20 protein-coding genes, 1 rRNA gene and 1 riboswitch are annotated in these 24,275 nt (G+C 64.0%); of the genes, 2 read left to right on the plus strand and 19 right to left on the minus strand.

Annotated features, from left to right (window positions below; translation table 11 throughout):
- Positions 1–101: 101 nt before the first annotated feature.
- Positions 102–333, minus strand: a riboswitch (cobalamin riboswitch).
- 181 nt (positions 334–514) lie between these two features.
- Positions 515–2,272: a M1 family metallopeptidase gene (locus tag EYV96_RS10770; RefSeq protein ID WP_131151409.1), complete on the plus strand. Its 1,758-nt coding sequence runs from the start codon at positions 515–517 to the stop codon at positions 2,270–2,272.
- Between the two features lie 100 nt (positions 2,273–2,372).
- Here the strand turns inward: EYV96_RS10770 and EYV96_RS10775 are convergent, their stop codons facing one another.
- The 15 genes from EYV96_RS10775 to EYV96_RS10845 all read right to left on the minus strand — a co-directional run bounded on the left by EYV96_RS10775 (position 2,373) and on the right by EYV96_RS10845 (position 19,968).
- A complete protein-coding gene (locus EYV96_RS10775) occupies positions 2,373–4,616 on the minus strand; it encodes a carboxy terminal-processing peptidase (protein ID WP_131151410.1) in 2,244 nt (747 codons plus the stop codon).
- Between the two features lie 17 nt (positions 4,617–4,633).
- Positions 4,634–5,638 carry a lipoyl synthase gene (lipA, locus tag EYV96_RS10780; RefSeq protein ID WP_131151411.1) on the minus strand — a complete coding sequence of 335 codons (1,005 nt, stop codon included), beginning with the start codon at positions 5,636–5,638 and terminating at the stop codon, positions 4,634–4,636.
- Between the two features lie 10 nt (positions 5,639–5,648).
- Positions 5,649–6,329 carry a lipoyl(octanoyl) transferase LipB gene (gene lipB / locus EYV96_RS10785; RefSeq protein WP_131151412.1) on the minus strand — a complete coding sequence of 227 codons (681 nt, stop codon included), beginning with the start codon at positions 6,327–6,329 and terminating at the stop codon, positions 5,649–5,651.
- Between the two features lie 120 nt (positions 6,330–6,449).
- The gene (locus tag EYV96_RS10790; protein ID WP_131151413.1) at positions 6,450–6,737 is read right to left on the minus strand and encodes a YbeD family protein; all 288 of its coding nucleotides are present in this window, start codon (positions 6,735–6,737) and stop codon (positions 6,450–6,452) included.
- 14 nt (positions 6,738–6,751) lie between these two features.
- Positions 6,752–7,987: a D-alanyl-D-alanine carboxypeptidase family protein gene (locus tag EYV96_RS10795; protein ID WP_131151414.1), complete on the minus strand. Its 1,236-nt coding sequence runs from the start codon at positions 7,985–7,987 to the stop codon at positions 6,752–6,754.
- Positions 7,988–8,046: 59 nt separating this feature from the next.
- Positions 8,047–8,958 carry a septal ring lytic transglycosylase RlpA family protein gene (locus EYV96_RS10800; RefSeq protein WP_131151589.1) on the minus strand — a complete coding sequence of 304 codons (912 nt, stop codon included), beginning with the start codon at positions 8,956–8,958 and terminating at the stop codon, positions 8,047–8,049.
- A 29-nt stretch (positions 8,959–8,987) separates the two neighbouring features.
- A complete protein-coding gene (mltB, locus tag EYV96_RS10805; RefSeq protein ID WP_131151415.1) occupies positions 8,988–9,986 on the minus strand; it encodes a lytic murein transglycosylase B in 999 nt (332 codons plus the stop codon).
- Between the two features lie 153 nt (positions 9,987–10,139).
- Positions 10,140–11,519 (minus strand): cytochrome c, encoded by a 1,380-nt coding sequence (locus EYV96_RS10810; protein ID WP_131151416.1) that lies wholly within the window; start codon positions 11,517–11,519, stop codon positions 10,140–10,142.
- Positions 11,516–13,297, minus strand: a complete 1,782-nt coding sequence (locus tag EYV96_RS10815) for a GMC family oxidoreductase (RefSeq protein ID WP_131151417.1) — start codon at positions 13,295–13,297, stop codon at positions 11,516–11,518. The genes EYV96_RS10810 and EYV96_RS10815 overlap by 4 nt, the downstream gene beginning before the upstream one ends.
- Entirely contained in the window at positions 13,294–14,010 is a 717-nt protein-coding gene (locus EYV96_RS10820) for a gluconate 2-dehydrogenase subunit 3 family protein (protein WP_131151418.1), read from the minus strand. Before EYV96_RS10820 ends, EYV96_RS10815 begins: the two co-directional genes overlap by 4 nt.
- Positions 14,011–14,233: 223 nt before the next feature.
- A complete protein-coding gene (rodA, locus tag EYV96_RS10825) occupies positions 14,234–15,298 on the minus strand; it encodes a rod shape-determining protein RodA (RefSeq protein ID WP_425478731.1) in 1,065 nt (354 codons plus the stop codon).
- 44 nt (positions 15,299–15,342) lie between these two features.
- Positions 15,343–17,361: a penicillin-binding protein 2 gene (gene mrdA / locus EYV96_RS10830; RefSeq protein WP_131151590.1), complete on the minus strand. Its 2,019-nt coding sequence runs from the start codon at positions 17,359–17,361 to the stop codon at positions 15,343–15,345.
- Between the two features lie 9 nt (positions 17,362–17,370).
- Positions 17,371–17,856, minus strand: a complete 486-nt coding sequence (gene mreD, locus EYV96_RS10835) for a rod shape-determining protein MreD (protein ID WP_131151420.1) — start codon at positions 17,854–17,856, stop codon at positions 17,371–17,373.
- The gene (gene mreC / locus EYV96_RS10840) at positions 17,853–18,899 is read right to left on the minus strand and encodes a rod shape-determining protein MreC (protein WP_131151421.1); all 1,047 of its coding nucleotides are present in this window, start codon (positions 18,897–18,899) and stop codon (positions 17,853–17,855) included. The genes mreD and mreC overlap by 4 nt, the downstream gene beginning before the upstream one ends.
- Positions 18,900–18,921: 22 nt before the next feature.
- Complete coding sequence (locus EYV96_RS10845; RefSeq protein ID WP_090451187.1) at positions 18,922–19,968, minus strand: rod shape-determining protein; 1,047 nt, start codon at positions 19,966–19,968, stop codon at positions 18,922–18,924.
- A gap of 267 nt (positions 19,969–20,235) precedes the next feature.
- Between EYV96_RS10845 and EYV96_RS10850 the strand changes: the two genes are divergently transcribed.
- Positions 20,236–21,171, plus strand: coding sequence for a carbohydrate kinase family protein (locus EYV96_RS10850; RefSeq protein WP_131151422.1), 936 nt, complete (start codon positions 20,236–20,238; stop codon positions 21,169–21,171).
- Positions 21,172–21,236: 65 nt separating this feature from the next.
- On the opposite strand, the gene EYV96_RS10855 is transcribed toward EYV96_RS10850, so the two are convergent.
- The 4 genes from EYV96_RS10855 to rrf form a co-directional block, all read right to left on the minus strand.
- Positions 21,237–21,755, minus strand: a complete 519-nt coding sequence (locus tag EYV96_RS10855) for a hypothetical protein (RefSeq protein WP_131151423.1) — start codon at positions 21,753–21,755, stop codon at positions 21,237–21,239.
- Between the two features lie 38 nt (positions 21,756–21,793).
- Positions 21,794–22,171 (minus strand): hypothetical protein, encoded by a 378-nt coding sequence (locus EYV96_RS10860; RefSeq protein WP_131151424.1) that lies wholly within the window; start codon positions 22,169–22,171, stop codon positions 21,794–21,796.
- 92 nt (positions 22,172–22,263) lie between these two features.
- On the minus strand, positions 22,264–23,766 hold the full coding sequence (gene glpK / locus EYV96_RS10865) for a glycerol kinase GlpK (protein WP_131151591.1): 1,503 nt from the start codon (positions 23,764–23,766) through the stop codon (positions 22,264–22,266).
- Between the two features lie 416 nt (positions 23,767–24,182).
- Positions 24,183–24,275, minus strand: a 5S ribosomal RNA gene (gene rrf / locus EYV96_RS10870); the annotation flags it as partial.

The raw sequence follows: 24,275 nt of genomic DNA on the forward strand, positions 1-24,275 counted from the left end.
CGAACCGGGCTTGCGAGGACGCGCACGGAGGCGGCCGCCACGAAAGGTGGCGTCGCGCCCCAGCCGCTCCCCCTCGGAAGCTCCAGGTCAGACAGGAAGCCAAGGGCTTCCCGGCCAGGGCAGGTCTTCGGGCTCGTGGACGTGAGGCAGGTGGCCTCGCCTAAGGCTCGTCGCTTCCCAGCCCCTCTTGGGCCAGTGCTTGTGACGAGGATCGTTTCCACACACCGCTGCGGGGCAGCGCCGGAGTTGGCCCGAGGGCCGTACCGGCTTCCCTTTTAATTGCATCTCTCTATCGCGATAGAAGGATGCACACCGTTGGCAAGGGGAGCGTAGCGCCGGGGTGAGGAAGCGTCAATGCGAAAGGACTGCATGGGACGCGGGTGCATCAGACGTTTCATGGTATTTGCCGGGGCGTCCAAAAACTGCCATGGCAGGCACCCATGACTTTCGGCGCAGTCGCCCCGCCCCGCTTCACTGCCATCCTGCGGGTTTGTCCCGACAACTGGTCCCCACCATGACGAAACCGCGTCCCCGTCTTCTCGCCCTTGGCCTGGCCGCCGTGCTTGGCACCTCTGCCGCATGGGCCCAGGACACTGCCACCAAGGCGCCTGCGCAGCCCCCGATCACCGAGATGACGCAGCACTCCGGCGGCACGATGCCGGTGGAGCAGCAGCGCGTGAATTTCGATCATGCGGAACTGCATTTCGGTTTCGATATCCCGAAGCAGACGATCGACGCCACCGCCCGCCTGACCTTCACCGCGCGCGAAGCGACGGACGCCCTGGTGCTGGACCTGGACCGCAACCTGACGATCGGCAGCATCAAGCTCGACGGCAAGGCGGTCGCGGCGTCGGCGTGGAGCAATCCGGAAGGTCGCCTGCGCATTGCGCTGCCCAAGCCGCTGGCCAAGGGTGGCAAGACGACGGTGGAAATCCAGTACGGCGGCAAGCCGCACGTGGCGCAGCGCGCGCCGTGGGATGGCGGCTTCGTGTGGACCAAGACCGAAGACGGCCAGCCGTGGATCGCCACGGCGGTGGAAGGCGAAGGCTGCGACCTGTTCTGGCCGTGCATCGATCAGCCGATGGGCAAGCCGGATGTGGTGGACACCTACATCACCGTGCCGAAGAATCTCGCCGCGCCGGGCAATGGCGTTCTGGTGGACATCAAGGACGCTGGCGCGAACCACACCTATCACTGGCGCGCCAAGCACCCGACCACCTACGCGATCTCGATCAATATTGGTCCGTTCGATGTGCTGAAGGCCGATTACAAGAGCCGCTACGGCAACAGCTTCCCGATGCAGATGTGGTACCTGCGCGGCCACGAAGCACAGGCGAAGAAGCTGTTCGCGGAGTTCCCGCGCATGATCGATTTCTTCGAGCAGCAGATCGGCCCGTATCCGTTTGGCGACGAGAAGATGGGCGTGGTGGAAACGCCGCACCTGGGCATGGAGCACCAGACCCTCAATGCCTACGGCAATGGCTACCCACGCAGCGAGTTCGATTTCGACTGGCTGCTGCAGCATGAGTTTGCGCACGAGTGGTTCGGCAACCAGGTCACCAACGCCGACTGGGACGACATGTGGATCCATGAGGGCTTCGGCACCTACATGCAGCCGCTGTACGGCCAGTACATCTATGGCGACATGCCCTACTTCGCCATGCTGCAGACCGAACGCACGATGGTGAAGAACGCCTTCCCGATCGTCGCCGGCAAGAGCCAGTTCGAGCACGAGGTGTACGACGCGGACCATGGTCCGGGCAACGACATCTACTACAAGGGCTCGCTGATGCTGCACACGCTGCGTCAGATGATCGGCGACGAGCAGTTCTTCGACACCGTGCGTCGCCTGGTTTATGGCCGCCCTGATCCGAAGCCGGGCAACTTCAAGCCGCATTACGCCACCACGCGCGACTACATCGACATCGTCAACAAGGTGACGGGCAAGGACCTGAGCTGGTTCTTCAATGTGTACCTGTATGAAGCCGCGCTGCCGAAGCTCGACGTGAAGCACGAGGGCAATACGCTGAAGCTGCATTGGGAAGTGGCCAAGAACAAGCCGTTCCCCATGCCGATCGACGTGCAGGTGGACAACAAGATCGTTACTGTGCCGATGACCAACGGCGAAGGCAGTATCGAAGCGCCGGCCGGTGCGTTGGTGATCGTCGATCCGCGCAGCAAGGTGCTGCGTGAGATGCCGCACTTCAAGGAATTCCAGGACTGGAAGAAAGAGCAGATGCTCAAGAAGATGAAGGACGCGAAGAAGTCGTAAGGCTTGCGTCGTGCCTCGCTTCTCTCTGCCGGAGAGAAGCGAGGCACAAAAAAAAGGGCGGCCCATGGGCCGCCCTTTTTGTTTGCTGCCGGGGGTCCGGTCAGTGGCTGACAGGCGTGGCCGGCTTTTCCGGCGAGCCCGAAGCCACGGCCGAATCCGAGTAGCGGCCGCCGTACGGGAGTACTTCCGCGGCGAGCTTCGAGTCACCCTTGATCAGGCCCACGGCGTCGAACAGGATGCGCGCGGTTTCGTCGAGCTGCGGGTCGGCCGCCTTCTTGGCTTCCTTCTCGGCCTTGAGTTCGGACTTCAGGCTGCGCTCGTTGGCGTTGAGGCCGTCGTCGAGCGAGGCACGGTCATCGTCGTTGCCGGTGTCGCCGTCGATGGCCTTGTGGCGCGCGCGGAAGTCAGCCTGGAGGGCATCCTGGTCCTTGCGCTCGGCCTGACGCTGGGCGAGGTTGAGGGAGATGCTGGTCTTGTCGCGCATCTTCCGGTACTGCGCCAGCTCGTCGAGCATCAGCTTCCAGCCCGGTGCCTTGGCGACGCGAGTGTCGTGCTTACTCTGCAGCTGGCCGAGGTAGGCCTTGAGATCGGCAACAGGCTTGTAGTCGGCCGGCGGGATCTGGGTCCACGGCAGCGCGTTGTCGTAGGTGGATTCGCCGAAGTCCTTTTCATCGCCGCTCTTGGGGAACGCGATGTCAGGCGTGACGCCCTTGAGCTGGGTCGAGCCACCGTTGATGCGGAAGAACTCCGCGATGGTCATCTTCAGCTCGCCGAACTGCGGCTTTTCCTTGTTGCCGTTGCCGAAGCGGTCGAGGTCGACCAGGTTCTGCACGGTGCCCTTGCCGAAGGTCGGCTGGCCGACAATCAGGCCGCGACCGTAATCCTGGATGGCAGCGGCAAAAATCTCCGACGCTGAGGCCGAACCACGATTGACGAGCACTGCCATCGGGCCGCTCCAGGACATGCCCGGTTCGTCATCGCCCTGCACGTCCACGGCGCCGCGCGCATCGCGCACCTGCACCACCGGACCCTTGTCGATGAACAGACCGGTGAGTTCGTTGGCTTCCGTCAGCGAACCACCGCCGTTGTTGCGCAGGTCCATGACCACGCCTTCGACGCCAGCGGCCTTGAGCTCACCCAGCAGCTTGGCGACGTCACGGGTGGCGCTCTTGAAGTTCTTGTCGCCGTCGCGACGGGCGCCGAAGTCCGAGTAGAAGGTGGGCAGCTCGATCACGCCGATCTTGCGGGTGACGTTGCCTTCCTTGATGTCGAGGATCTTCTTCTTGGCCGCCTGCTCTTCGATGCTCACCTTCTGGCGCACCAGGGTGACGATCTCGTGCTTGCCATCCAGGCCGGCGTCGGCGGGCAGGATTTCCAGGCGGACGGTGGTGTCCTTCTTGCCGCGGATGCGGTTGACCACGTCGTCCAGGCGCCAGCCGATGACATCGACCATGGGGCCGGTGTCGCCCTGGCCGATGGCGACGATGCGGTCGCCGACGTGCACCTTGCCCGACTTGGCGGCCGGACCGGCCGGCACCACTTCGCGCACCTGGGTGTATTCGTCGCGCGGCTGCAGCACGGCGCCGATGCCCTCAAGCGAGAGCTTCATCGAGATGTCGAAGTTTTCCGCCGCGCGCGGGCCGAGGTAATCGGTGTGCGGATCGGTGGATTCGGCGTAGGCGTTCATGAAGGCCTGGAAGGCGTCTTCACCGTCCAGCTGTCGCACGCGATCGATGTAGCTGGAGTAACGCTTGTCCAGCGTCTTGCGGATGTCGTCGTCGGTCTTGCCGGCGAGCTTCAGGCGCAGCCAGTCGTTCATGGTGCGCTGGCGCCACAGGGTGTCGAGCTCAGCGCGATCCTTCGGCCAGTCGGCCTTCTTGCGATCGTAGTTGTAGCTCTCGTTGCCCGAGAAATCGAAACCGTCCTTGAGCAGGCTGCGCGCGTAGGACATGCGGTCGACGGCGCGCTGCACATACAGGTTGAACACCGAGAACGGACCGGAGAGGTCCTGGTTCCAGATCGCGTCGTCGAACTGACCCTTCAGCGGCGCGAAACGGGCCATGTCGGCCTGGGTGAAGAACACCTTCTCGCCGTCGAGGGCGTCGAAGTAGGCCTTGTAGATCTTGGCCGACATCGCGTCGTCGAGCGGCTGCGCGGCGTAATGGAAGCGCGTGAGGAAACCGGCCGACAGCTTGGCGGCGGTGGCCTGATCCGGCGTGGGCTTCAACGGCAGCGAGGAAACTTTGCGCGCGCCGTTGCCGGCGCCCAGGTCGGCCGCCGATTGGGCGTACGCACCGGTCAGGGTAAAGGCGAGCAGCAGGGCAAGCGTTGGGCGCAGTTTCATGAAGGTACTCTTGAGGATCAAGCGTGTTCGGTGACGCCGGCCGCGTGGGCCTGCAGGTCTGCGTGATACGACGAGCGCACGAGCGGGCCGGATGCGACGTGGCCGAAGCCCATCGCCTCACCGGCTTCGCGCAGCGCTTCGAATTCGTCCGGTGTCCAGTAGCGCACGACCGGGTGATGATGCGGCGTGGGCTGCAGGTACTGGCCGATGGTGATCATGTCGACGTCGTGCGCGCGAAGGTCGCGCATGGTTTCGAGCACCTGGTCCATCGTCTCGCCGAGGCCAAGCATGATGCCGGACTTGGTCGGGACGTCCGGATGCTGCGCCTTGAAGCGCTTGAGCAGATCCAGCGACCACTGGTAATCCGCGCCCGGGCGCACTTCGCGGTACAGGTGCGGCACGGTTTCCAGGTTGTGGTTGAACACATCCGGCGGGAAATCCTTGAGGACTTCCAGCGCACGCTCCATGCGACCCTTGCCACGGAAGTCGGGCGTGAGAATTTCGATCTTGATGTTCGGGCTGGCATGACGCACGGCGCGGATGCACGAGGCGAAATGCTCGGCGCCGCCGTCGCGCAGATCGTCGCGATCGACCGAGGTGATCACCACGTAGCGCAGGCGCATGTCGCGGATCGTCTCGGCCAGGCGCGCCGGCTCCATCGGGTCGGGCGGGGCCGGACGGCCATGAGCCACGTCGCAGAACGAGCAGCGACGCGTGCAGACTTCGCCCAGGATCATGAAGGTGGCGGTGCCCTTGCTGAAGCACTCGTGGATGTTCGGGCACGAGGCTTCCTCGCACACCGTCACCAGCGCGTTTTCGCGCAGACGCGCCTTGAGCTGCTGCACAGCGTTGCCCTGCGGCAGGCGCACGCGGATCCAGCTGGGTTTGCGCAAGGCGGGGGTCGAGGCATCGAAACCGGCGCGATTGAGCGCGATCTTGTCGTTGCCCAACTGTTTTTCACCCGCAGGCGCGCCGCTGACGACGCTGATCGGGATGGCCTTGGTGGTGGAAATTTCGCTCATGTAGACAAGCTCAGACCGCTGCGCGAGCGCGGAGTTCGGGGGAAAGAACGGGGATGACCGGGTCAGCGGCTTCGATCGCGAAGTCGAACTGGCGGGCGAACTCCTCCACCAGCGCGTCCTCGACGTCCGAAACCCGCGACGGACCGCCCAAGTCTAGCACTTGAGTGACCGCCAAACCCTTGTAGCCACAGGGGTTGATGCGGTGATAGGGCTCCAGGTCCATGTCCACGTTGAAGGCCAGGCCGTGGAAGCTGCAGCCGCGACGCACGCGCAGGCCCAGCGCCGCCACCTTGGCGCCCGCCACGTAGACGCCCGGGGCGCCCTCGAGGCGCTCTGCGCCGATGTTCCAGTGCCCCAGCGTATCGATGATGGCCTGCTCGATCTTCGTCACCAGCTCGCGGACGCCCACGCCGGCGCGGCGCAGGTCGATCAGGGGGTATCCGACGATCTGGCCGGGGCCGTGATAGGTCACCTGCCCGCCGCGATCCACCGGCACGACCGGGATATCGCCGGGCGCCAGCACGTGCTCCATCTTGCCGGCCTGGCCGAGGGTAAACACCGGATCGTGCTCGAGCAGCCATAGCTCGTCGGGCGTATCGGGGCCGCGCGCGTCGGTGAACGCGCTCATGGCCTTCCAGGTCACCTCGTAGGGCTGGCGACCGAGGCGGCGGACTTTAAGGGGGAGAGACATGGGGACGTAATCGCTGGGGAACCGAATCTACGTAGGGGGCGGCAGCTGCGGTTGCAAGGCTCCGGTTGAATCCGGGCCATCAACAAGCAGGGGCGGTATGCCCGCCCCTGTCCTGATCGCTCAAAGCGTGAACTTGATGTCCGGATCGGCGCGCAGGGTGCTGTGCGCCAGATCGTACTGTTCACGGTTGTCGCAACGGAAACTCACCGTGACTGACAGGAAGTTGCCTTCGCGTGAATGCCGGTGCTTCACCGTCTCATGCAGCACGTGCAGGCCGATGCTTTCGAGAATCTGCGGCACGCGCTTGGGCAGGTCCGCGCTGGAGTTGCCCATCGCGGTGATTTCGAATTCGCCGGGAAACTGGAAACCCTTGTCCTTGTCGGCCGCCTTGATGGCTTCGAGATCCATAGTGAAACCTCCGCTTACTTCTTTTCTTCGTCAGGCTTCTTGTCGCTGTGGAACCACAGCATGATGCTGTCCCACAGGCGGGAGAAGAAGCCGCCCTGCGGCGCATCATTCAAGGCCACGAGCGGCACGTTCTGCACCGACTGGCCGTCAAGGGTGATGCGCAGCATGCCCACCTGCTGGCCCTTGGTGAACGGCGCGATCAGCGTGGCCGGCACGTCCATGGTGGCCTTGAGCTTGTCGTAGTCACCGCGCTTGACGGTCACCAGCACGTTCTCGGTCACGCCCAGCGGCAAGGTGTTCGTGGCGCCCTTCCACAGACGCGGCGTGGCCAGCGGCTGGTTGGCGTCGTACAGCTTGTGGCTTTCGTAGAAACGGAAACCGTAATTCATCAGCGCCAGCGCGGCATCGGCGCGGGCCTTCTCGCTGCCGGCGCCCATGACGATGGCGATCATGCGCGAGTCGCCCTGCTTGGCCGAGGCGGCCAGGCAGTAGCCGGCGGCGGCGGTGTGGCCGGTCTTGATGCCGTCGACGGTCTGGTCGCGCCACAGCAGCAGGTTGCGGTTGTGCTGCTTGATGCCGTTCCACTCGAAGTCCTTCACCGCCGAGATGGCGTAGTCCTCGGGGAAGTCATGGATCAGCGCGCGCGACAGGATCGCGATGTCGCGGGCGGTGGTGTAGTGGTTGTTGATCGGGTAGCCCGAGGCGTTCTCGAAGTTCGAGTTCACCATGCCCAGCTGCTTGGCGTAGGCGTTCATCAGGTTGGCGAACGCGGGCTCGGAGCCGGCGGTGTGCTCAGCCAGCGCGATGGCGGCGTCGTTGCCGGACTGGATGATCATGCCGAACAGCAGGTCCTTGAGCGGCACCTGGCTGTTGAGCTTGAGGAAGCTGGTGGAGCCGTCGGTGCCCGCACCGCCGCCGCGCCAGGCGTTTTCGCTGATCGTGACCGGATCGGTCATGTGGATCTTGCCGTTGGCGATTTCGGCCGAGACGACGTAGTCGGTCATCACCTTGGTGATGGAGGCCGGCTCCAGGCGCACGTCCGGATCCTTCGAGGCGAGGATCTGGCCGGTGGCGTAATCCATCAGTACCCAGCTCTTGCCGTCCACATCCGGCGGCGGCGGCACCGGCGCTTCCGGCACGACCGGACGCGGGACCGGAGAAGGCTTGGGCGGGGTCTGCTGGGCGAAGGCGGTGCCGATCACCAGGGCGGCGACGGCAAACGTGGACAGGGTACGGCGCATCAGGGTCATCGTTCTCTTCAATCCGGTCTTGTGTTTCCGGCGCCCGGGCGCCGTATGTGCGAAAAGTCTCAGTCTACCGCGACCTGCGGGCGCGGCAGCCCCATATTTTCAATGCGTGTGGTCACTTCATCCGCGCGATCGACGTCGGCGAGGGGGCCAACGCGCACGCGGCGGACGGTACGACCGTTAATTTGGGCATCCACCACCTGTACCGGCGCGAAATTCGCGGATCGCAGCTGCTGTGCGACGCGCTCGGCGTTGCTCACATCGGCGAAGGCGCCCACCTGGAGGTAGATGCCCGGTTTGGGCCCGCCTGCGGCCACCGGCGGCGGGGGCGGCGGCAGGTCCTGCAGCGGCTCGCCCGGCGTGATGGCGCGGACTTCGACCAGGCCGGTGCCCTTGGGCCACACGCCGATCTTCACGGCCGCCGCGAACGACAGGTCGATCAGACGGTTGTCGTGGAAGGGGCCGCGGTCGTTGACGCGCACGATCACGCTCTTGCCGTTCTCCAGATTGGTCACGCGCGCATAGCTGGGCAGCGGCAGCGTCTTGTGAGCGGCGGAGAACTGGTACATGTCGTATTCCTCAAGGGACGACGTCTTGTACCCGTGGAATTTGTTGCCATAGAACGACGCGATACCGCGCTCGACGTAACCCGTCGGGCTGGACATGACGGAGTAGGTCTGGCCCAGCACCGTATAGGGCGACTTGTTGCCGTACAGCGCGCGCGGCTCGACCTTGGGTACCGGTTCGATCAGCTTGCTGATGTCCGGCGGCGGGCCCGAAGGCACGCTGTCGTTGTTGTCGCGGTAGCGCGTGCTCTGCGAGCGGGAAATATCGTCGTTGACGCCGCCGCGCGCCGTGCTGCCGCCGCTGCTGCTACCGCCACTTGTGCGCGAACCGCTGGACGGATAGCTGCTGCCGGATTTTCCGGCCCGCGTCTTGTTCCCTCCGCATCCCACCAACGCCAACACGGCCATGCTGAGGACCACCCCCTGAAGGGCCCTCTTCACGGGTTGGATCCTTCACGCACGCCCTTGGCGATGGCTTCGGCCAGCTGATGCACGGCCAAAGCGTAAAGCGGGCTGCGGTTGTAGCGGGTAATTACATAGAAATTCTGGAAGGTGAACCAGTATTCCGGGCCATTGGGGCCCTCCAGCGTCTGCAGACTGGTGTCGATGCCCGGATTGAAGGACTGCAGCGGCGCATAGCCCCAGGCTTCGAGCTGCTCCAGTGCCCACTGCGGTTTGGAATCCTTCACGCTGATCGGCTTGGCGGCGCCATCGGGCTGCGCGCGTGCCGCGACGGGGCCACCGGTGACCCAGCCATGCTTGGCGAAGTAGTTGGCGACGCTGGCGAAGATGTCCGGCAGCGAATCGTGCAGGTCGATGTGGCCGTCGTGGTCTTCGTCCACCGCGAAATCGCGGATGCTGGACGGCATGAACTGGCCCCAGCCCTGCGCACCGGCGTAGGAGCCGGTCAGCGTGTCGAGCGGGCCGCCCAACTGCGTGTCGGGCAGGCTGAGCAGCACCTTGAGCTGTTCGCGGAAGAACGTGGCGCGCGGCGGGTAGTACAGGCCCAGCGTCACCAGTGCGTCGAGCACCTTGTACTTGCCGGTGTTGCGGCCGTAGAAGGTTTCCACGCCGACGATGGCGACGATGTATTCCGGCGGGACGCCGTATTCCTGGCCGATGCGCTCAAGCAGCTCGCGGTGTTCGCGATAGAAGGCGACGCCGTCGTTGATGCGCTTGTCGGTGAGGAAGATCGGGCGATAGTCCTTCCACGGCTTGGCTTCGGCCGGTCGGCTGATCGCATCGAGGATGCTTTGCTGCTTGCTCGCGCCATCCAGCAGCGCATTGAGCTGCTGCGGATTTTTGCCGGTCTCGCGCGCCACTTCGTTCACCAACTGGGCTTGGCCAGGGTGGGTTTCGGCGAAGGACGGGGAACCGAGCGCGCTCAAAAAGAGGGCCGCGAAGATGCGGAACGTACGCGAACGGGTCAACTTCATGTAGGGAAACACGCCTGCGGATTGCCGCGAGCAAGCCTAGCACGGTGTCGCGATGAAATCGCTTGCCATGTCAGGGCGGGAAGATGGCGGAAAAATGCACGGTTCCCGCGAAAAATGCAGTGCGGCGAAGGCGACGCATCCCTGCGTCGCGCGTCATTCGGCGGATCGTCGCGGATCGTAAGCCGTCATGCCGGCCTTGCCCTCGCCCACTTTGCCGCGCATCTCGTGCACCTGCGCCGCGGTCACCGCCGCACCACGATTGCCCCAGCTCGTGCGGATGAAGGTCACCACCTGCGCCACCTGCTCGTCAGTGAGGCGATGGTCGAAGGGCGGCATCGTGAACTGCGCGGGGGCTTCGCGCCCGATCGGCATGGTGCCGCCGTGGAGGACCATGCGGATCAGCGAGCCAGGACGGTCGCCATTGACCACCGGATTGCCGGCCAGGGCCGGATAGACCTCGCCGTAGCCGTTGCCGTCGGTGCGATGGCAGGCGGCGCAGTTGTCGACGTAGAGCTGCGCGCCCGTGGCGGCCACGTTGCCCTGCTTGAGCGCCTGGTGCGCGGCGTCATCGTAGGTAATCGCCGTCTCTTCCCGGGCGGGTGTGAGGGCCTTCAGATAGCGGGCGATGGCAGTCAGGTCGTCGTCATTCATGAAACGCGTGCTGTGTTCGACGACGTCGGCCATGCCGCCAAACGTCGCCGAACGCTCGCCGCGCCCGTCGCGCAGCAAGGTGACCAGCTCCTTCTCGCTGACGCTGCCCAGGCCCGTGGCGGGCTCACCGCGCAGACTGGGGACGATCCAGTTATCGCTCTCGCCGCCGCTCAGATAGACCTTGCCGTTGTGATCGCTGAGCGCCTTTTCCTGCAGCGTGATCGCGCGCGGCGTGTGGCAGGCACCGCAATGGCCGAGGCCTTCGACGAGATAGGCGCCACGGGCGACCACCGCATCCGGCGCGGGCGTCGTGGCCGGCTCGACCTTCGGGGCGAAGAACCAGCGCCAGTAGGTGAGCGGCCAGTGCATCGACAGCGGCCAGGGGATGTCCGTCTTGCGATTGGCCTGCTGGACCGGCGCTACGGCCTTGGTGAAGTAGGCATACAGCGCCTGGATGTCCTGGTCGCTGACCCGCGAGTACGACGGATACGGCATGGCCGGATAGAGCGTGCGGCCTTCGCGCGAGATGCCGCGACGCACGGCACGCTCGAAGTCGCCATAGGTGTAGTCGCCAATGCCCGTTGTCGGATCGGGCGTGATGTTGCTGCTGTAGATGGTGCCGACCGGCGAGGCCATGGGCAGGCCGCCAGCGAAGGGCTTGCCGCCGGGCGCGGTGTGGCAGGCCGCGCAGTCGCCGGCGCGGGCGAGGTATTCGCCTTGTTTCACCATGGCATCGGTGACGGGTGTGGGCAGGTTCGCGCCGGGATCGCCGCCGCCCCGGAAAACCTTGGTAGCGAGCCATGCCAGCAGCACCAGCACGATGATCACGATCAACGCGGTCAGCCAGCCGCGACCGCCGCGGGAACGCCGTTGCGTGTTCATGACTGCACCATCGGGCCGGGGTTCTTCAGGTAGGTCTCACGGATGGCTTTGGCCGCCCAGTAGGTGAGACCGCCAATCAAGCCGGTGGGGTTGTAGCCCAGGTTCTGCGGGAACGCGGAAGCGCCGGTCACAAACACGTTCGGCACGTCCCAGCTTTGCTGGAAGCGGTTGAGTGCGCTGGTCTGGGGATCCTTGCCCATGATCACGCCGCCGGTGGTGTGCGTGGTCTGGTATTGACGGATGTCGTAGTGATCGCCGGACTGGCGGATGGTGACCGATTGCTGTTTGGGTTTCGGGTTCAGCGCGCCAGCGATCTCAAGCATGCGATCGGTGACGTAGCGCGACATTTTGTATTCGTTGTCGTGCCAGTCGAAGGTGATGCGCAGCAGGGGCTGGCCGTAGGCATCTTTGTAAGTCGGATCGAGATCCAGATAGCGATCGCGATAGGCCATGACGGAGCCATGCGTCTGCATGCTCAGCGTGTGTCGATAACTGTCGCGCGCGGCGCGTTTCCAGGCCGAGCCCCAGCCGGGCGTACCGGGTGGCACCGCGAGTTGCTGGATGGGACGCCCACCGGTTTGTCCGCCAAGGATGTAGGCGCCGCCGACGAATCCGTACGGGCCATGATCGAAGTGATCGGAGTTGAACTCATCCACGATCTGCGAACCGCCCGCACCCGCGCCGATGAACGGATTGATGTGCGTGTCCTGATCGAAGAACAACGACATGCTGCTCATCATCTGGTACGCGTAGTTCTTGCCGATGACGCCCTTGCCGGTGTTCGGGTCGTACGGCGTGCCAATGCCCGACAGCAGCATCAGGCGCACGTTGTGCATCTGGAACGCGGCGACGATGACCAGGTCGGCGGGCTGTTCGACTTCCCTGCCCTGCGCGTCGATGTAGGTCACACCGGTAGCTTTCTTTCCCGTGCTGTCGAGGTTCACCTTGATGACGTGGCTGTTGGTGCGCAGCTCGAAGTTGGAGCGACGCATCAGCACGGGAAGGATCGTCGTTTGCGGCGAGGCTTTGGAGTACATGTAGCAACCGAAGCGCTCGCAATAGCCGCATAGATTGCATGGCCCCAGGCGCACACCGTACGGATTGGTATAAGGCCGCGACGCATTGGACGCCGGCTGCGGAAAAGGATGATGGCCCAGGCTTTTGGCGGCATCGGCGAACAGCTGCGCGCCGTAGGTCGTGGCGACGGGCGGATTGGGGTATGCGCGCTTGCGCACGCCTTCGAAGGGATTGCCGCCGTCCTGGATGGTGCCGTTCAAATTACCCGCCTGGCCCGACGTCCCGCAGAGGTATTCGAACTGATCGAGGAAAGGCTCCAGCTCGTCGTAGCTGACGCCGTAATCCTGGATCTGCATGTCCGACGGCATGAACTTCGCGCCGTAGCGTTGGCGGATATGGCTTTCGAAGGCCATGTCTTCGGGTGACGGCCGGTAGTGCTGGCCGTTCCAGTGCGTACCCGCGCCGCCGACGTTGTTGCCGAAAAGAAAGGAGCCGTACTGACGATAGGGCACCGCCGTTTCGCTCAAGGCGTGGCGGATGGTGACGGTTTCGCGCGAGAGTGGCTGGAATAGTTTGCCGCGAATGCCATACGCCAGCTCATCGGCGATATTTGGGTAGATCCAGTCGGGCGAGGTGTCCTGGTAACTGCCGCGTTCCAGCGCGAGCACGTTGACGCCCTCTTCGGCCAGCTCCATGCCAAGGATCGCGCCAGTCCAGCCGAAGCCGACGATCACTACATCGACGGGTTTCATGCGCGTCATGTCTTGTCCCCGCGAATCGAAGCCGGGCCAAAGGGATAGGGCTTGCCGGGTTGCTCGCTCCAGTCCGCGAAATCAGCGCGCGCACCGGGGAAGCCGATGAGTTTCCATGAACCCATTTGCTTGTTGCCGCCGTACATGGGGTCGGAGAAATAGCCTTCCTTGGTGTTGGTCAGCAGTTGTGAAAAGAACATGCCAGCGGGAACGTCCTTCAGCTGGATCTGGTTTTTCTCCAGTTGATGCAAGACATCGTCGCGTTGCTCCGGCGTGAGTTCGGCGAAGTGCTTGCCGTGCTGGCCCTTGCACCACGCGTCAACGGCGGCGATGCCGGCGCGATAAAACTCGCGCGGCGTGTAGCGCAATTGATAACCCAGCGTCGGCGGCGTATCCGGAACGAAGGGGCCTTGCATGTACCAGTAGCCGCCATGGCCATAGGCACCTTCCATTTCGCGATCGAGGAATTCCGGCACACCCAGCTCAACGGCACCCGGGCCGTCGGCATCGGAAGGAATCAGTCGATCGACGGCGGCCTTGATGAAGTCCCACTCGGGCTGCGTGAAATAGCGCGGCGCGTAGTCGGCAGCTGCGGCGGTCGGTGCCGCGGCAGCCGTTGGTGCAGCGAGCGCACCTGGTCCAAGTAATGTGACAGCAGGTACGGCCGTCAGCGACTGTCGCAAGAACACACGACGCGAAGGGGACTCTGGCTTGGATGGCATCTCGCTCTCCTCGGGCCGGAGGCCGTTGGATAGCGGATGCGGGGAGAAGAACGGGTGAAGTCGACCGCTGCGTTCGCTGTGAGGCCGGCCACTGCGTGGCCTGTAAGCGGTAAACAGTGAACAGAGAAAAACCCGTACCCTGATACCTCGCGCGCTTTACTCCGTTTACTGTTCACAGGCCGCGCAGCGGCCGGCCTCACAGCGAACGAAGTGAGCGGCCTTACTAATGAACTTTGCGGTTGGCGTGGATCGACATCAGCACGCCGAAGCCGGTAAGCAACGACACCGCCGAGGTACCGCCATAACTCACCAGCGGCATCGGCACGCCGACGACCGGCAACATACCGGCGACCATGCCGCCGTTTACGAAAACGTAGACGAAGAAACTCATGCCGATCGCGCCGGCGAGCAAACGCGAGTACGTATCGCGCGCTTCCATCGCGATCCACAGGCAACGGCCGATGATGAAGGCGTACAGCAAGACGATGGCGATGACGCCGACCAGGCCGAACTCCTCGGAGAACACGGCGAACACGAAGTCCGTGGTGTGCTCAGGCAGGAAGTCCAGGCGCGACTGCGTGCCGTGCTGCCAGCCCTTGCCGAACATGCCGCCGGAACCGACGGCGATCTGCGACTGGATGATGTGCCAGCCGTTGCCAAGCGGATCGGATTCGGGATCGAGCAAAGTGCGCACGCGATTGCGCTGGTATTCGTGCAGGAAGTGCCAGGCAACGGGAATCATGCCGCCGACAACGGCGAGCAGGCTGCCGATCTTCCACCACGCCATGCCCGACAGGAACAGCGCGAAGGCACCGGCGCCGGCGACGAGCAATGCCGTACCGAGGTCGGGCTGCTCGGCGATCAGGCCGGCGGGAATCGCGATGAGGATGCCGACGACGATGATGTCTTTCCAACTCGGCGGCAACTGGCGCGGATGCAGGTACCAGGCCACCATCATCGGCATGGTGAGCTTGAGGAGTTCCGATGGCTGGAAGCGCATCACGCCAAGATCAAGCCAGCGATACGCGCCTCGACCTTCACCGAGCAGGGCTACGACAACCAGCAGGCCGGTGCTGGCGACATAGAGCCATGGCGTCCAACTGCGCAGTACGGTCGGCGGGATGCGCGAAATCAGCAGCAACAGACCGGCGCCCAGCACGAAGCGTCCTGCCTGGCCGCCGACAAGCGACATGTTGCCGCCACCAGCGCTGTACAGCGTGACCAGCCCCACCATCGCAAGCAGGAACAACCCGCCCGCGAGGGGAAGATCGATGCGCGGCCGCGTCATGATGCGGCGGAGCGTGCGGCCGAGGCGGACCTGCAGGGTATCGATCACGGTGAGCCTCCGTCGTCCGATGGGTTGTTGCTGGTGTCGGACGGGCGCGCCGCAGGCATGTCAGCTGGCGTCGCGACGGGCTGATCTTCGATGTCATCGGGCTCAGGTTCGGGCACGGGTGCTGCGCGTGGCACGCTGGTCGGCGGCTCTTCCGTCGGGCGAGCCGGTACGGCCCCACCCTCGCTTGCCATCCAGGCTTCGAGAATGCGGCGCACGATCGGGCCCGAATCCTGCGCACCCCAGGCACCGGCTTCAAGCAGGGCCGAAACGGCAATGCGCGGGGCGTCGGTGGGCGTGTAGGCGATGAACCAGGCGCGGTGGCGCGCCGCGAGGTATGCGGTGTTCTTGTTGTTGTCGTAGTCGTTGGTACGACGCGAGAAGCGCTCGGCCGTGCCGCTCTTGCCCGCGACGACCAGCGGGAAGCCGATGAACTGCTTCTGGCCCGTACCACCGGTGATCACCGCTTCCATGCCCTGGTTGATCACGTTCCAGTCGGAGGGCTTGTGGATGAGGCTCTGGCCCGCCGGGTTGGGCAAGGGATCCTTGGGATCCTTCACGCTCGCCTGCGTGGCCATCACCAGTCGCGGTGCATACGGCGTACCGCGCCCGGCAAGCGTGGCCGTCGCATGGGCGAGCTGCAGTGGCGTGACGGCCCAGTAGCCCTGGCCGATGCCGGCGATGATGGTCTCGCCCGGGAACCAGCCCGACTTGCTGCGCGTGGCCTTCCACTCGCGCGACGGCAGGATGCCTTCGGCTTCGCCCAGCAGGTCGATGCCGGTCTTGCTGCCGAAGCCAAGGCGGGACATCCAACCACTCAGGCGATCGATGCCCATGTCGATCGCGAGCTTGTAAAAGTAGGTATTGGTCGACAGCTGGATGGCGCGCACCATGTTGACCGTGCCATCGCCGCCGCGCTTGTCGTCGCGATAGCAGCGCGACTGGCCGGGAATGCAGAACTCGCCCGTCGAGAGCACGGTGTCTTCAGGGCGACGCAGGCCGTATTCGAGGCCGCCGAGCGCCAGGAAAGGTTTCACCGTGGAGCCCGGCGGATACACGCCGCGCAGCGCGCGGTTGTAAAGCGGGCGATCGACGGCTTCGGTCAGCGACTGGTAATCAGCGTGGCCGATGCCATTGACGAAGAGGTTCGGATCGAAGCTGGGCACGCTGACCATGGCCAGCACCTGGCCATTGCGCGGATCGATGGCCACGGCGGCACCGGGGCGACCGTCGAAGGCCTCCGTGGCGGCGCGCTGCACGCGCACATCGATGCTCAGGTAGACGTTCTTGCCGGGCACGGGAGGATGCGTTTCGAGCACACGCTGAGTGCGGCCGTCGGCATTGACCTCCACCAGTTCGTAGCCTGGCGTGCCGTGCAGCATGTCTTCGTACGAACGCTCCAGGCCGCTGCGGCCCACATGCGTGGTGCCTTTGTAGCGCACCGGATCGAGGCGATTGAGGTCGTCGGCGTCGATGCGGCCGACATAGCCGATCACGTGCGCGAACAGCGCGCCATACGGATAACGACGGGTGAGGTAAGGCACCACGTCCAGACCCGGGAATCGCCAGCGATTGACGGCGAAGCGGTCGATCTCGTCTTCGGTGAGGCGCAGCTTGAGCGGCACGCTCTCGAAGCGACGGCTTTGCTTGAGCTGCTTCTTGAAGGCATCGATGTCGTCCTCGCCGACCGGAATCACCGAGCCGATGCTGGCCAGCATGGCCTTCATGTCGGGGACCTGCTCGGGCACCACTTCAAGGCGGAACGCCGGCACGTTGTCGGCCAGCAGCACGCCGTTGCGATCGAAGATGAGGCCGCGAGCGGGCGGGATCGCGCGCGGTTTCACGCGATTGTTGTCCGAACGCGTCACGAACTCGTCGTTCCGCTGGACCTGCAGGTAGACGTAGCGGCTGACCATGACCGACAGGCCGATCAGGATCAGCACGAATCCCACGAGCGCGCGCACCCGAAACAGCGAGACTTCACTGCGGGCATCTTTGATCGAGCGGCGTTTGCGCATCATGGCGCGCTACTGGATGCGCAGGCGCATGCGCAGGTCGTCCATGAGCAGGAACAGGAACGGCCACAGTGCGGCACCAACGAACGGCGAGATCCACCAGCTGGCCGGCGGCAGCGGTTCACCGGCGAACGTGCGCACAATCAGCAGCAGGACCCGGTCGTTCAGCAGCAGGGCCAGCACGGCCAGGGTCAGCTGCCACATCGGGAAGAAGCGCAGCCGTGAGCGGAAACGCAGCGCGATGAAGACGATGGCGCACAGGCGAAGCGCCTGCTCACCCAGGACGACGCCATCGAGCAGGTCGGCAAACAAGCCGATGATGAAGGCGAGGCCCAGGCTGACGCGGTCGTTGGACTCCAGCGACCAGTACAGCAGGAACAGTGCCGGCCAGTACGGCTTGAACGGCTGCAGGACGCCCGGCAGCGGCACGAGCATGGACAGCAGCGCGAACAGCAACGTGCCGACGAACCAGAGGGAGGCGACGCGCTGCTTGTTCATGGGTGCGCCCCTGGGGTAGCCGGGGCGGACGCCGACGGGTTGGCTGAGGCAGGATTGGCTGAGGCGGAATGGGTCACGGGAGCAGTGCGCTGGGGGGCCAGCGCGGCACTTCCAGCGGCAGGCGATGCCGCGGCATCGGCGGGCGACGCCATATCCGCCGGCGGCCCGACGGGCGTGGCCGGCTCCGGCGGACCGGCCGGTTCGGGCTGGTCATGCAGCAGCAGCACGTACTCACTGCGATCCAGGTCGGCGGTGGGACGCGCATGCGCTTCCAGGAACATGCCCGACGGCGACTGCCCTACTTCGCGCACCTCACCCACGGGAAAACCTGGCGGGAAGCGACCACCCAGACCCGAAGTCAGCAGCTTGTCGCCGGCGCGAACATCCGCTGCCATGGGAACGTTGGGCAGACTGAGCATGCCGCCATCGCGCGAGCCAAACGCCACGGTGCGCAGGCCGGTGCGCTCGACGGTCACCGGTACGGCATGGTTCGGGTCGGTCACCAGCATGACGACGGAGGTGGTCGGAAGGACTTCGATCACCTGCCCCATCACCCCGTGCGCGTCGATCACGGCCTGGCCCTGGTGCACGCCTTCGCGGGCGCCGAGGTTGAGCATGAGACGATGCGGCGAGCCGCCCAGGTCAACGCCAATGACGCGAGCCAGCTGGACGTTCAGTTCGAGGCTGCGCTGGGTGGCGAGCAATTCCTTGAGACGCTCGTTCTGTTCGGCCACCGATGCCATGCGATTGAGCTTGGCATTGGCCAGCAGGAGGTCTTCGCGCAGGCGCTGGTTCTGCTCGGTAAGCATCTTGCGGTCGGCAAAGGCGACGCTGAGGGTGCGCATGCCGGCCGCCGGCAGCCCGGCAAGGCGGTAAATGGGCTCGACGACAACCGAAGTGGCGTAGCGGACACGCCACATCCAGCCATTGCGATGGTCAAGGACCATCAGCACCATGGCCAGCGCCAGATAAAACATGAGGCGCAGCGTGCCGGCGACGGTGCCGGCAAACAATGGCGAGGAATCCTCGCGCGCTAGCGCCATCGCCTAATCCCCCGAATGTGGCTTATTCAGCAGCGAAGAAATCGCTGCCGTGCTGGTCGATCAGCTCCAGCGCCTTGCCACCACCACGGGCCACGCAGGTCAGCGGCTCATCGGCCACCTGCACGTGCAGACCGGTTTCCTCGGAGATGAGACGGTCCAGGTCGCGCAGCAGCGCACCGCCACCGGTGAGTACGATGCCGCGCTCGGCGACGTCGGAGCACAGTTCCGGCGGGGTCTGTTCCAGCGCCGACTTCACCGCGGCCACGATGCCCGACAGGGGCTCATGGAGGGCTTCCAGCACTTCGTTGGAGTTGATGGTGAACATGCGCGGCACGCCTTCGGCCAGGTTACGGCCGGAGATTTCAATCTCGCGCACGTCCGTCTGCGGGAAGGCGCAGCCGATTTCCATCTTGATGCGCTCGGCGGTGGATTCGCCGATCAGCGTGCCGTGGTTGCGGCGAACATAATTGATGATGGCCTCGTCGAAACGGTCGCCGCCGACGCGGACGGACTGCGAGTAGACGATGCCGTTCAGCGAGATGACGGCCACTTCGGACGTACCGCCGCCGATATCCAGCACCATGGAACCGCGAGCCTCGTGCACCGGAATGCCGGCGCCGATCGCGGCGGCCATGGGCTCTTCGATGAGGAACACGTCACGGGCGCCGGCGCCTTCGGCCGATTCCTTGATGGCACGGCGCTCAACCTGGGTCGAACCGCAGGGGACGCAGACCAGCACGCGCGGGCTCGGGCGCAGGAGGCGCGAGCGGTGCACCTGCTTGATGAAGTGCTGCAACATCGCCTCGGTCATCGAGAAGTTGGCGATCACGCCGTCCTTCATCGGGCGCACGGTGGCGATATTACCCGGGGTACGACCCAGCATCTTCTTGGCATCGCTGCCAACGGCCGCGACAGCGCGGGGGCCGCCCGGGCCGCGATCCTGGCGGATGGCCACGACTGACGGTTCATTGAGGACAATGCCCTGCCCCCTCACGTAAATGAGGGTGTTCGCCGTGCCGAGATCGATGGAGATGTCGTTGGAGAAGATGCCGCGAAACTTCTTGAACATGGGCTCGCCGTGGGCCGCTTTGGCTAAAATTTGAACGCGCCAGTCTAAAGATGAAAGCCCTTTCACGCAAGGACATAGATGTTAAAAATGCCTTGCGAAACCGAGTCATATCGGCGTTTTTGGGGGCAGCGGCGTGGCGGGCCCGGGACAGGGTGTTCGCCCTCGTCGACGGTTCGAGGTAAGATTTCAGGGTTTGGCCGGGACATTGGGGACCGGCTTTTTTCCGCCCCTTTGCGGCCAGTTCAACTTTCGGGACCTTTACGCATCATGTCAGCCGTTATCTGCGGTTCGTTGGCTTACGACACCATCATGGTCTTCCAGGACCAGTTCAAGAATCACATCCTGCCGGATCAGATGCACATTCTGAACGTGTCATTCCTGGTGCCGCGCATGCGTCGCGAGTTCGGCGGCTGCGCCGGCAACATTGCCTACAACCTGAAGCTGCTCGGCGCCGATCCGGTGCCGGTGGCAGCCGTCGGCCAGGACTTCGGTCCGTACCGCACGCACATGGAACAGTGCGGCATCCGCCTGGACTATGTGCGCGTGTTCGATGAGCAGTTCACGCCGCAGTGCTTCATCACCACCGACCTGGACAACAACCAGATCACGGCGTTCCACCCGGGTGCGATGCTGAGCGCGCACGAAAACCACGTGCGTGACATCCCGGACATTTCGTTCGCGATCGTTGCACCGGACAGCCGCGATGCCATGCTGCAGCACGTGGATGAATTCCACACGCGCGGCGTGCCTTTCATCTTCGATCCGGGTCAGGCGATGCCGCTGTTCAATGGCGACGAGTTCCGCGCCATGATCGAGAAGGCCACGTACGTGATCGTTAACGACTACGAGTCGCAGCTGCTGCAGTCGCGCACGGGCTGGAGCGCCGAAGAAATCGCGGAGCGCGTGAAGGCGTACATCGTGACGCTTGGCCCGCGCGGTTCGCTGATCCACACCGATGGCACGACGCACGAAATTCCGCCGGCGCGCGAGCGCAAGGTGGTCGATCCGACGGGCTGCGGCGACGCTTACCGCGCAGGCCTGATCTTCGGCATCATGCGTGGCAAGGACTGGCCGACGGTCGGTCGCATGGCTTCGCTGATGGGCGCGCTGAAGGTTGAATACCCTGGCACCCAGAACCAGCATTTCGATTACGCGACGTTCTCGTCTGCCTTCAACGAGCAGTTTGGTTACTCGCTGGATTGATCGCGTTCGATCGCTTCAAAAGCAAAAGGGCCTCCTAATGGGAGGCCCTTTTTTTGTAGCCGTGTTCAGACGTCTGGACGTCTGACTCCCGGAGCGATTGTCTGGTCGAAGTGATGCATGTTCGCCTGTGGTCCCATCCATACGAACGCGACCATGGTCTGCCATCGATGAATGCTTCGAGAGACCACCACAGCCGTCTCGTAGAACTGCGACTCCCAGATGCAGCTGCCCTTGACGTACTGTGGGGGGAGAGGACCCAGCACCGTCGAGAAGTACGCGCACGTGGACGCGTACTCGCCGGCCGGTCGCTTGAAGGTGATGTTGAAGACGATGCCGTGGGACGCAACGATTTCGGCCCAGGCTGCGCGTTGTCCGTAACCCACCAGTGCGTGAATCGTCTGGTACTGGTCATACGACGGCACGTACTGGGTGAATCCGTCTTTCAAGATTGCGCGCGGAACGGGGGCACCCATCTTCAGCGAACCAAGGTTGAGGCCTTGTGCATGACCGGCGGCACTCATGGCGCAGATCACGAGAATCATCGCGGCACGGAAGCCGCGCGTTACGGAATGTTGCTTTGACACGCCGGCACCATGCGTCGTTTCGACAGGGCACCCGAACTTCATGACTTACCCATGACGGCGTAGGTCATCCATTGAGCGGCAGCCCCCAGATAGAACAGCAGCGCGAATCCCAGCAGCCAGAGCAGTCCCCGCAACTTACGTGTGCGGAAGAGGTAGTAAGGCAAATACACGAACCAGAAGATGAAGATCACGGCGCCGGATTCGTGCGCCTTGGCTTTCGGCTGTGACTTCGCGTCGGCGAGTATCCACATCACCGTGATGGTGACGAAGACCAGGCCCCAGAGGGTCCAGAAAGCCGCTCCAGGTGGATGGCCTTGCGCAAAGGCCCACGCAGAACCGCTGGCGACGATGATGGATGTTGCGATCAAAATTCCGAGCAGCGGCGTGGCCGCGATGCCCTTGTGAGTAACGTGCACGGAACGCCCTCCCCCGGGGCCGAGTTCACATCATGTGTCGCGGGCCGAAAGGACGACAAGACGACATCGTCAGATGAGCCAATGAGTTGTTGTCATTCGGCGACCCGGTAACCCAGGGTCGCTTCGACGGCACGGTGCCAACCGCGGCATAGGCGGTCCCGTTCTTCCGGCTCCATCACGGGATCGAATCGTCGCTCAGGCTGATGCAGCTGAGCCAATTCATCGCGATCGCGCCAGAAACCGACAGCCAGCCCGGCAAGATATGCGGCACCAAGCGCCGTCGTTTCGGCAACGCGCGGTCGCAACAGGGGCACGTTGAGGATGTCGCACTGAAACTGGGCGATGAAGTCGTTGGCGATGGCGCCGCCGTCGGCCCGCAGCTCGGCCAGTGCGATGCCTGCATCGGCTTCCATGGCCTTGAATACGTCGCGTGTTTGATAGGCCATCGACTCGAGCGCGGCACGAACAAGATGCTCCTTCTCCGTGCCGCGCGTGAGGCCGAACATGGCACCTCTTACATCGCTGCGCCAATAGGGTGCGCCGAGGCCGACGAACGCCGGAACCACATAGACGCCATCCGTGGAGGCCACCGCTTCGGCGAGCATCCGGGATTCTTCGGCGCTGGCCAGCATGCGCAATCCGTCGCGAAGCCATTGCACGACGGCGCCCGCGACGAAGATGCTGCCTTCCAGGGCGTACTCCACCTCACCACCAAGTTGCCAGGCGATCGTGGTCAGCAGCCCGTGATGCGAAGGGACGGGCCTGGCTCCCGTGTGCATCAGCATGAAGCAGCCGGTCCCGTAGGTATTCTTCGCCATGCCGGGCTTGAAGCATGCCTGGCCGAACAGGGCTGCCTGCTGATCACCTGCCGCACCTGCGATGGGTATGGCCTGGCCGAAGAAGTTCGCGGGATCGGTATGCGCATAGATCTCGCTGCAGCTGCGCACTTCGGGGAGCATAGCTTGTGGAATGTCGAGCATCGCGAGCAGTTCGTCATCCCACCGTCGTGCATGGATGTCGTAGAGGAGCGTACGCGCGGCATTGCTCGCATCGGTGACATGGGCCTCACCGCCACTGAGGTTCCAGATAAGCCAGGTCTCGATCGTACCGAAGAGCAGCTCGCCACGCTCTGCACGTGCTTGTGCACCATCGACATGATCGAGGATCCAGCGCAGCTTGGTCGCGGAAAAATAGGCATCGATGAGGAGGCCGGTCTTCTTGCGCACGAGCTCACCGAATCCCTCGCCCTGGAGCCGCTCGCAAATGGAGAGGCTTTGACGGGATTGCCAGACGATGGCGTTGTAGATCGGTTGTCCCGTCAAGCGATCCCACACCACGGTGGTTTCGCGTTGATTCGTGATGCCGATCGCGGCCACATCGCGGATGTCGACTTGCGCCGTCGTGAGTACTTCCGTGACAGAGACGAGAATGCTGGTCAGGATGTCGCGCGGATGATGTTCCACCCAGCCAGGCTGGGGGAAATGCTGTGGGAATTCGCGCTGGGCCATGCCCTTGAGCGCGCCATGCCGATCAAAGAGCAACGCACGGGAACTGGTCGTGCCTTGATCGAGGGCGAGGATGTAGCGCTTATCCAAGGAGAGTTCGCCAGTCAGCGTGGTGTCGATCGGAAGACTAGCAAAGTTGTGCCCGCGTCCTGGGTAGAGATTGCCCATGAGGCAAGCTGGGTGCTTCGAACAGGCTTCGACTTTCCGCTCACCTGCCGCTTGAAACGAAAACGCCTTCCAGGAGGAAGGCGTTCGGAGGTGTACTTGATGTCTGCACGCCCCTTCTGCAGATGTCGCCCATGTGCTTCGGGATAAGTGCCGTGCTTTACCCGCGCGGTACCTGAGCATTGCACACGATTCGCATCTTCCACGCAGGTATGGCGAGCTTTTCGGCCTGCTCTTTCGCTGTTCTTCGCGCTTGGTTCGTGCGCTTGGCCGCGTTCGCGTTCTGATTTTCAGGCAAAGAAAAACGCCTTCCCTGGAGGGAAGGCGTTTTAGGATAAAGCCCCTGGCGATGACCTACTCTTGCATAGCAAGCTACACTACCATCGGCGCGGCTGCGTTTCACTTCCGAGTTCGGGATGGGATCGGGTGGTACC

It is taken from the genome of Dyella terrae (genome assembly GCF_004322705.1).
In the GTDB taxonomy this organism is placed as follows: Bacteria; Pseudomonadota; Gammaproteobacteria; order Xanthomonadales; family Rhodanobacteraceae; genus Dyella_D; species Dyella_D terrae.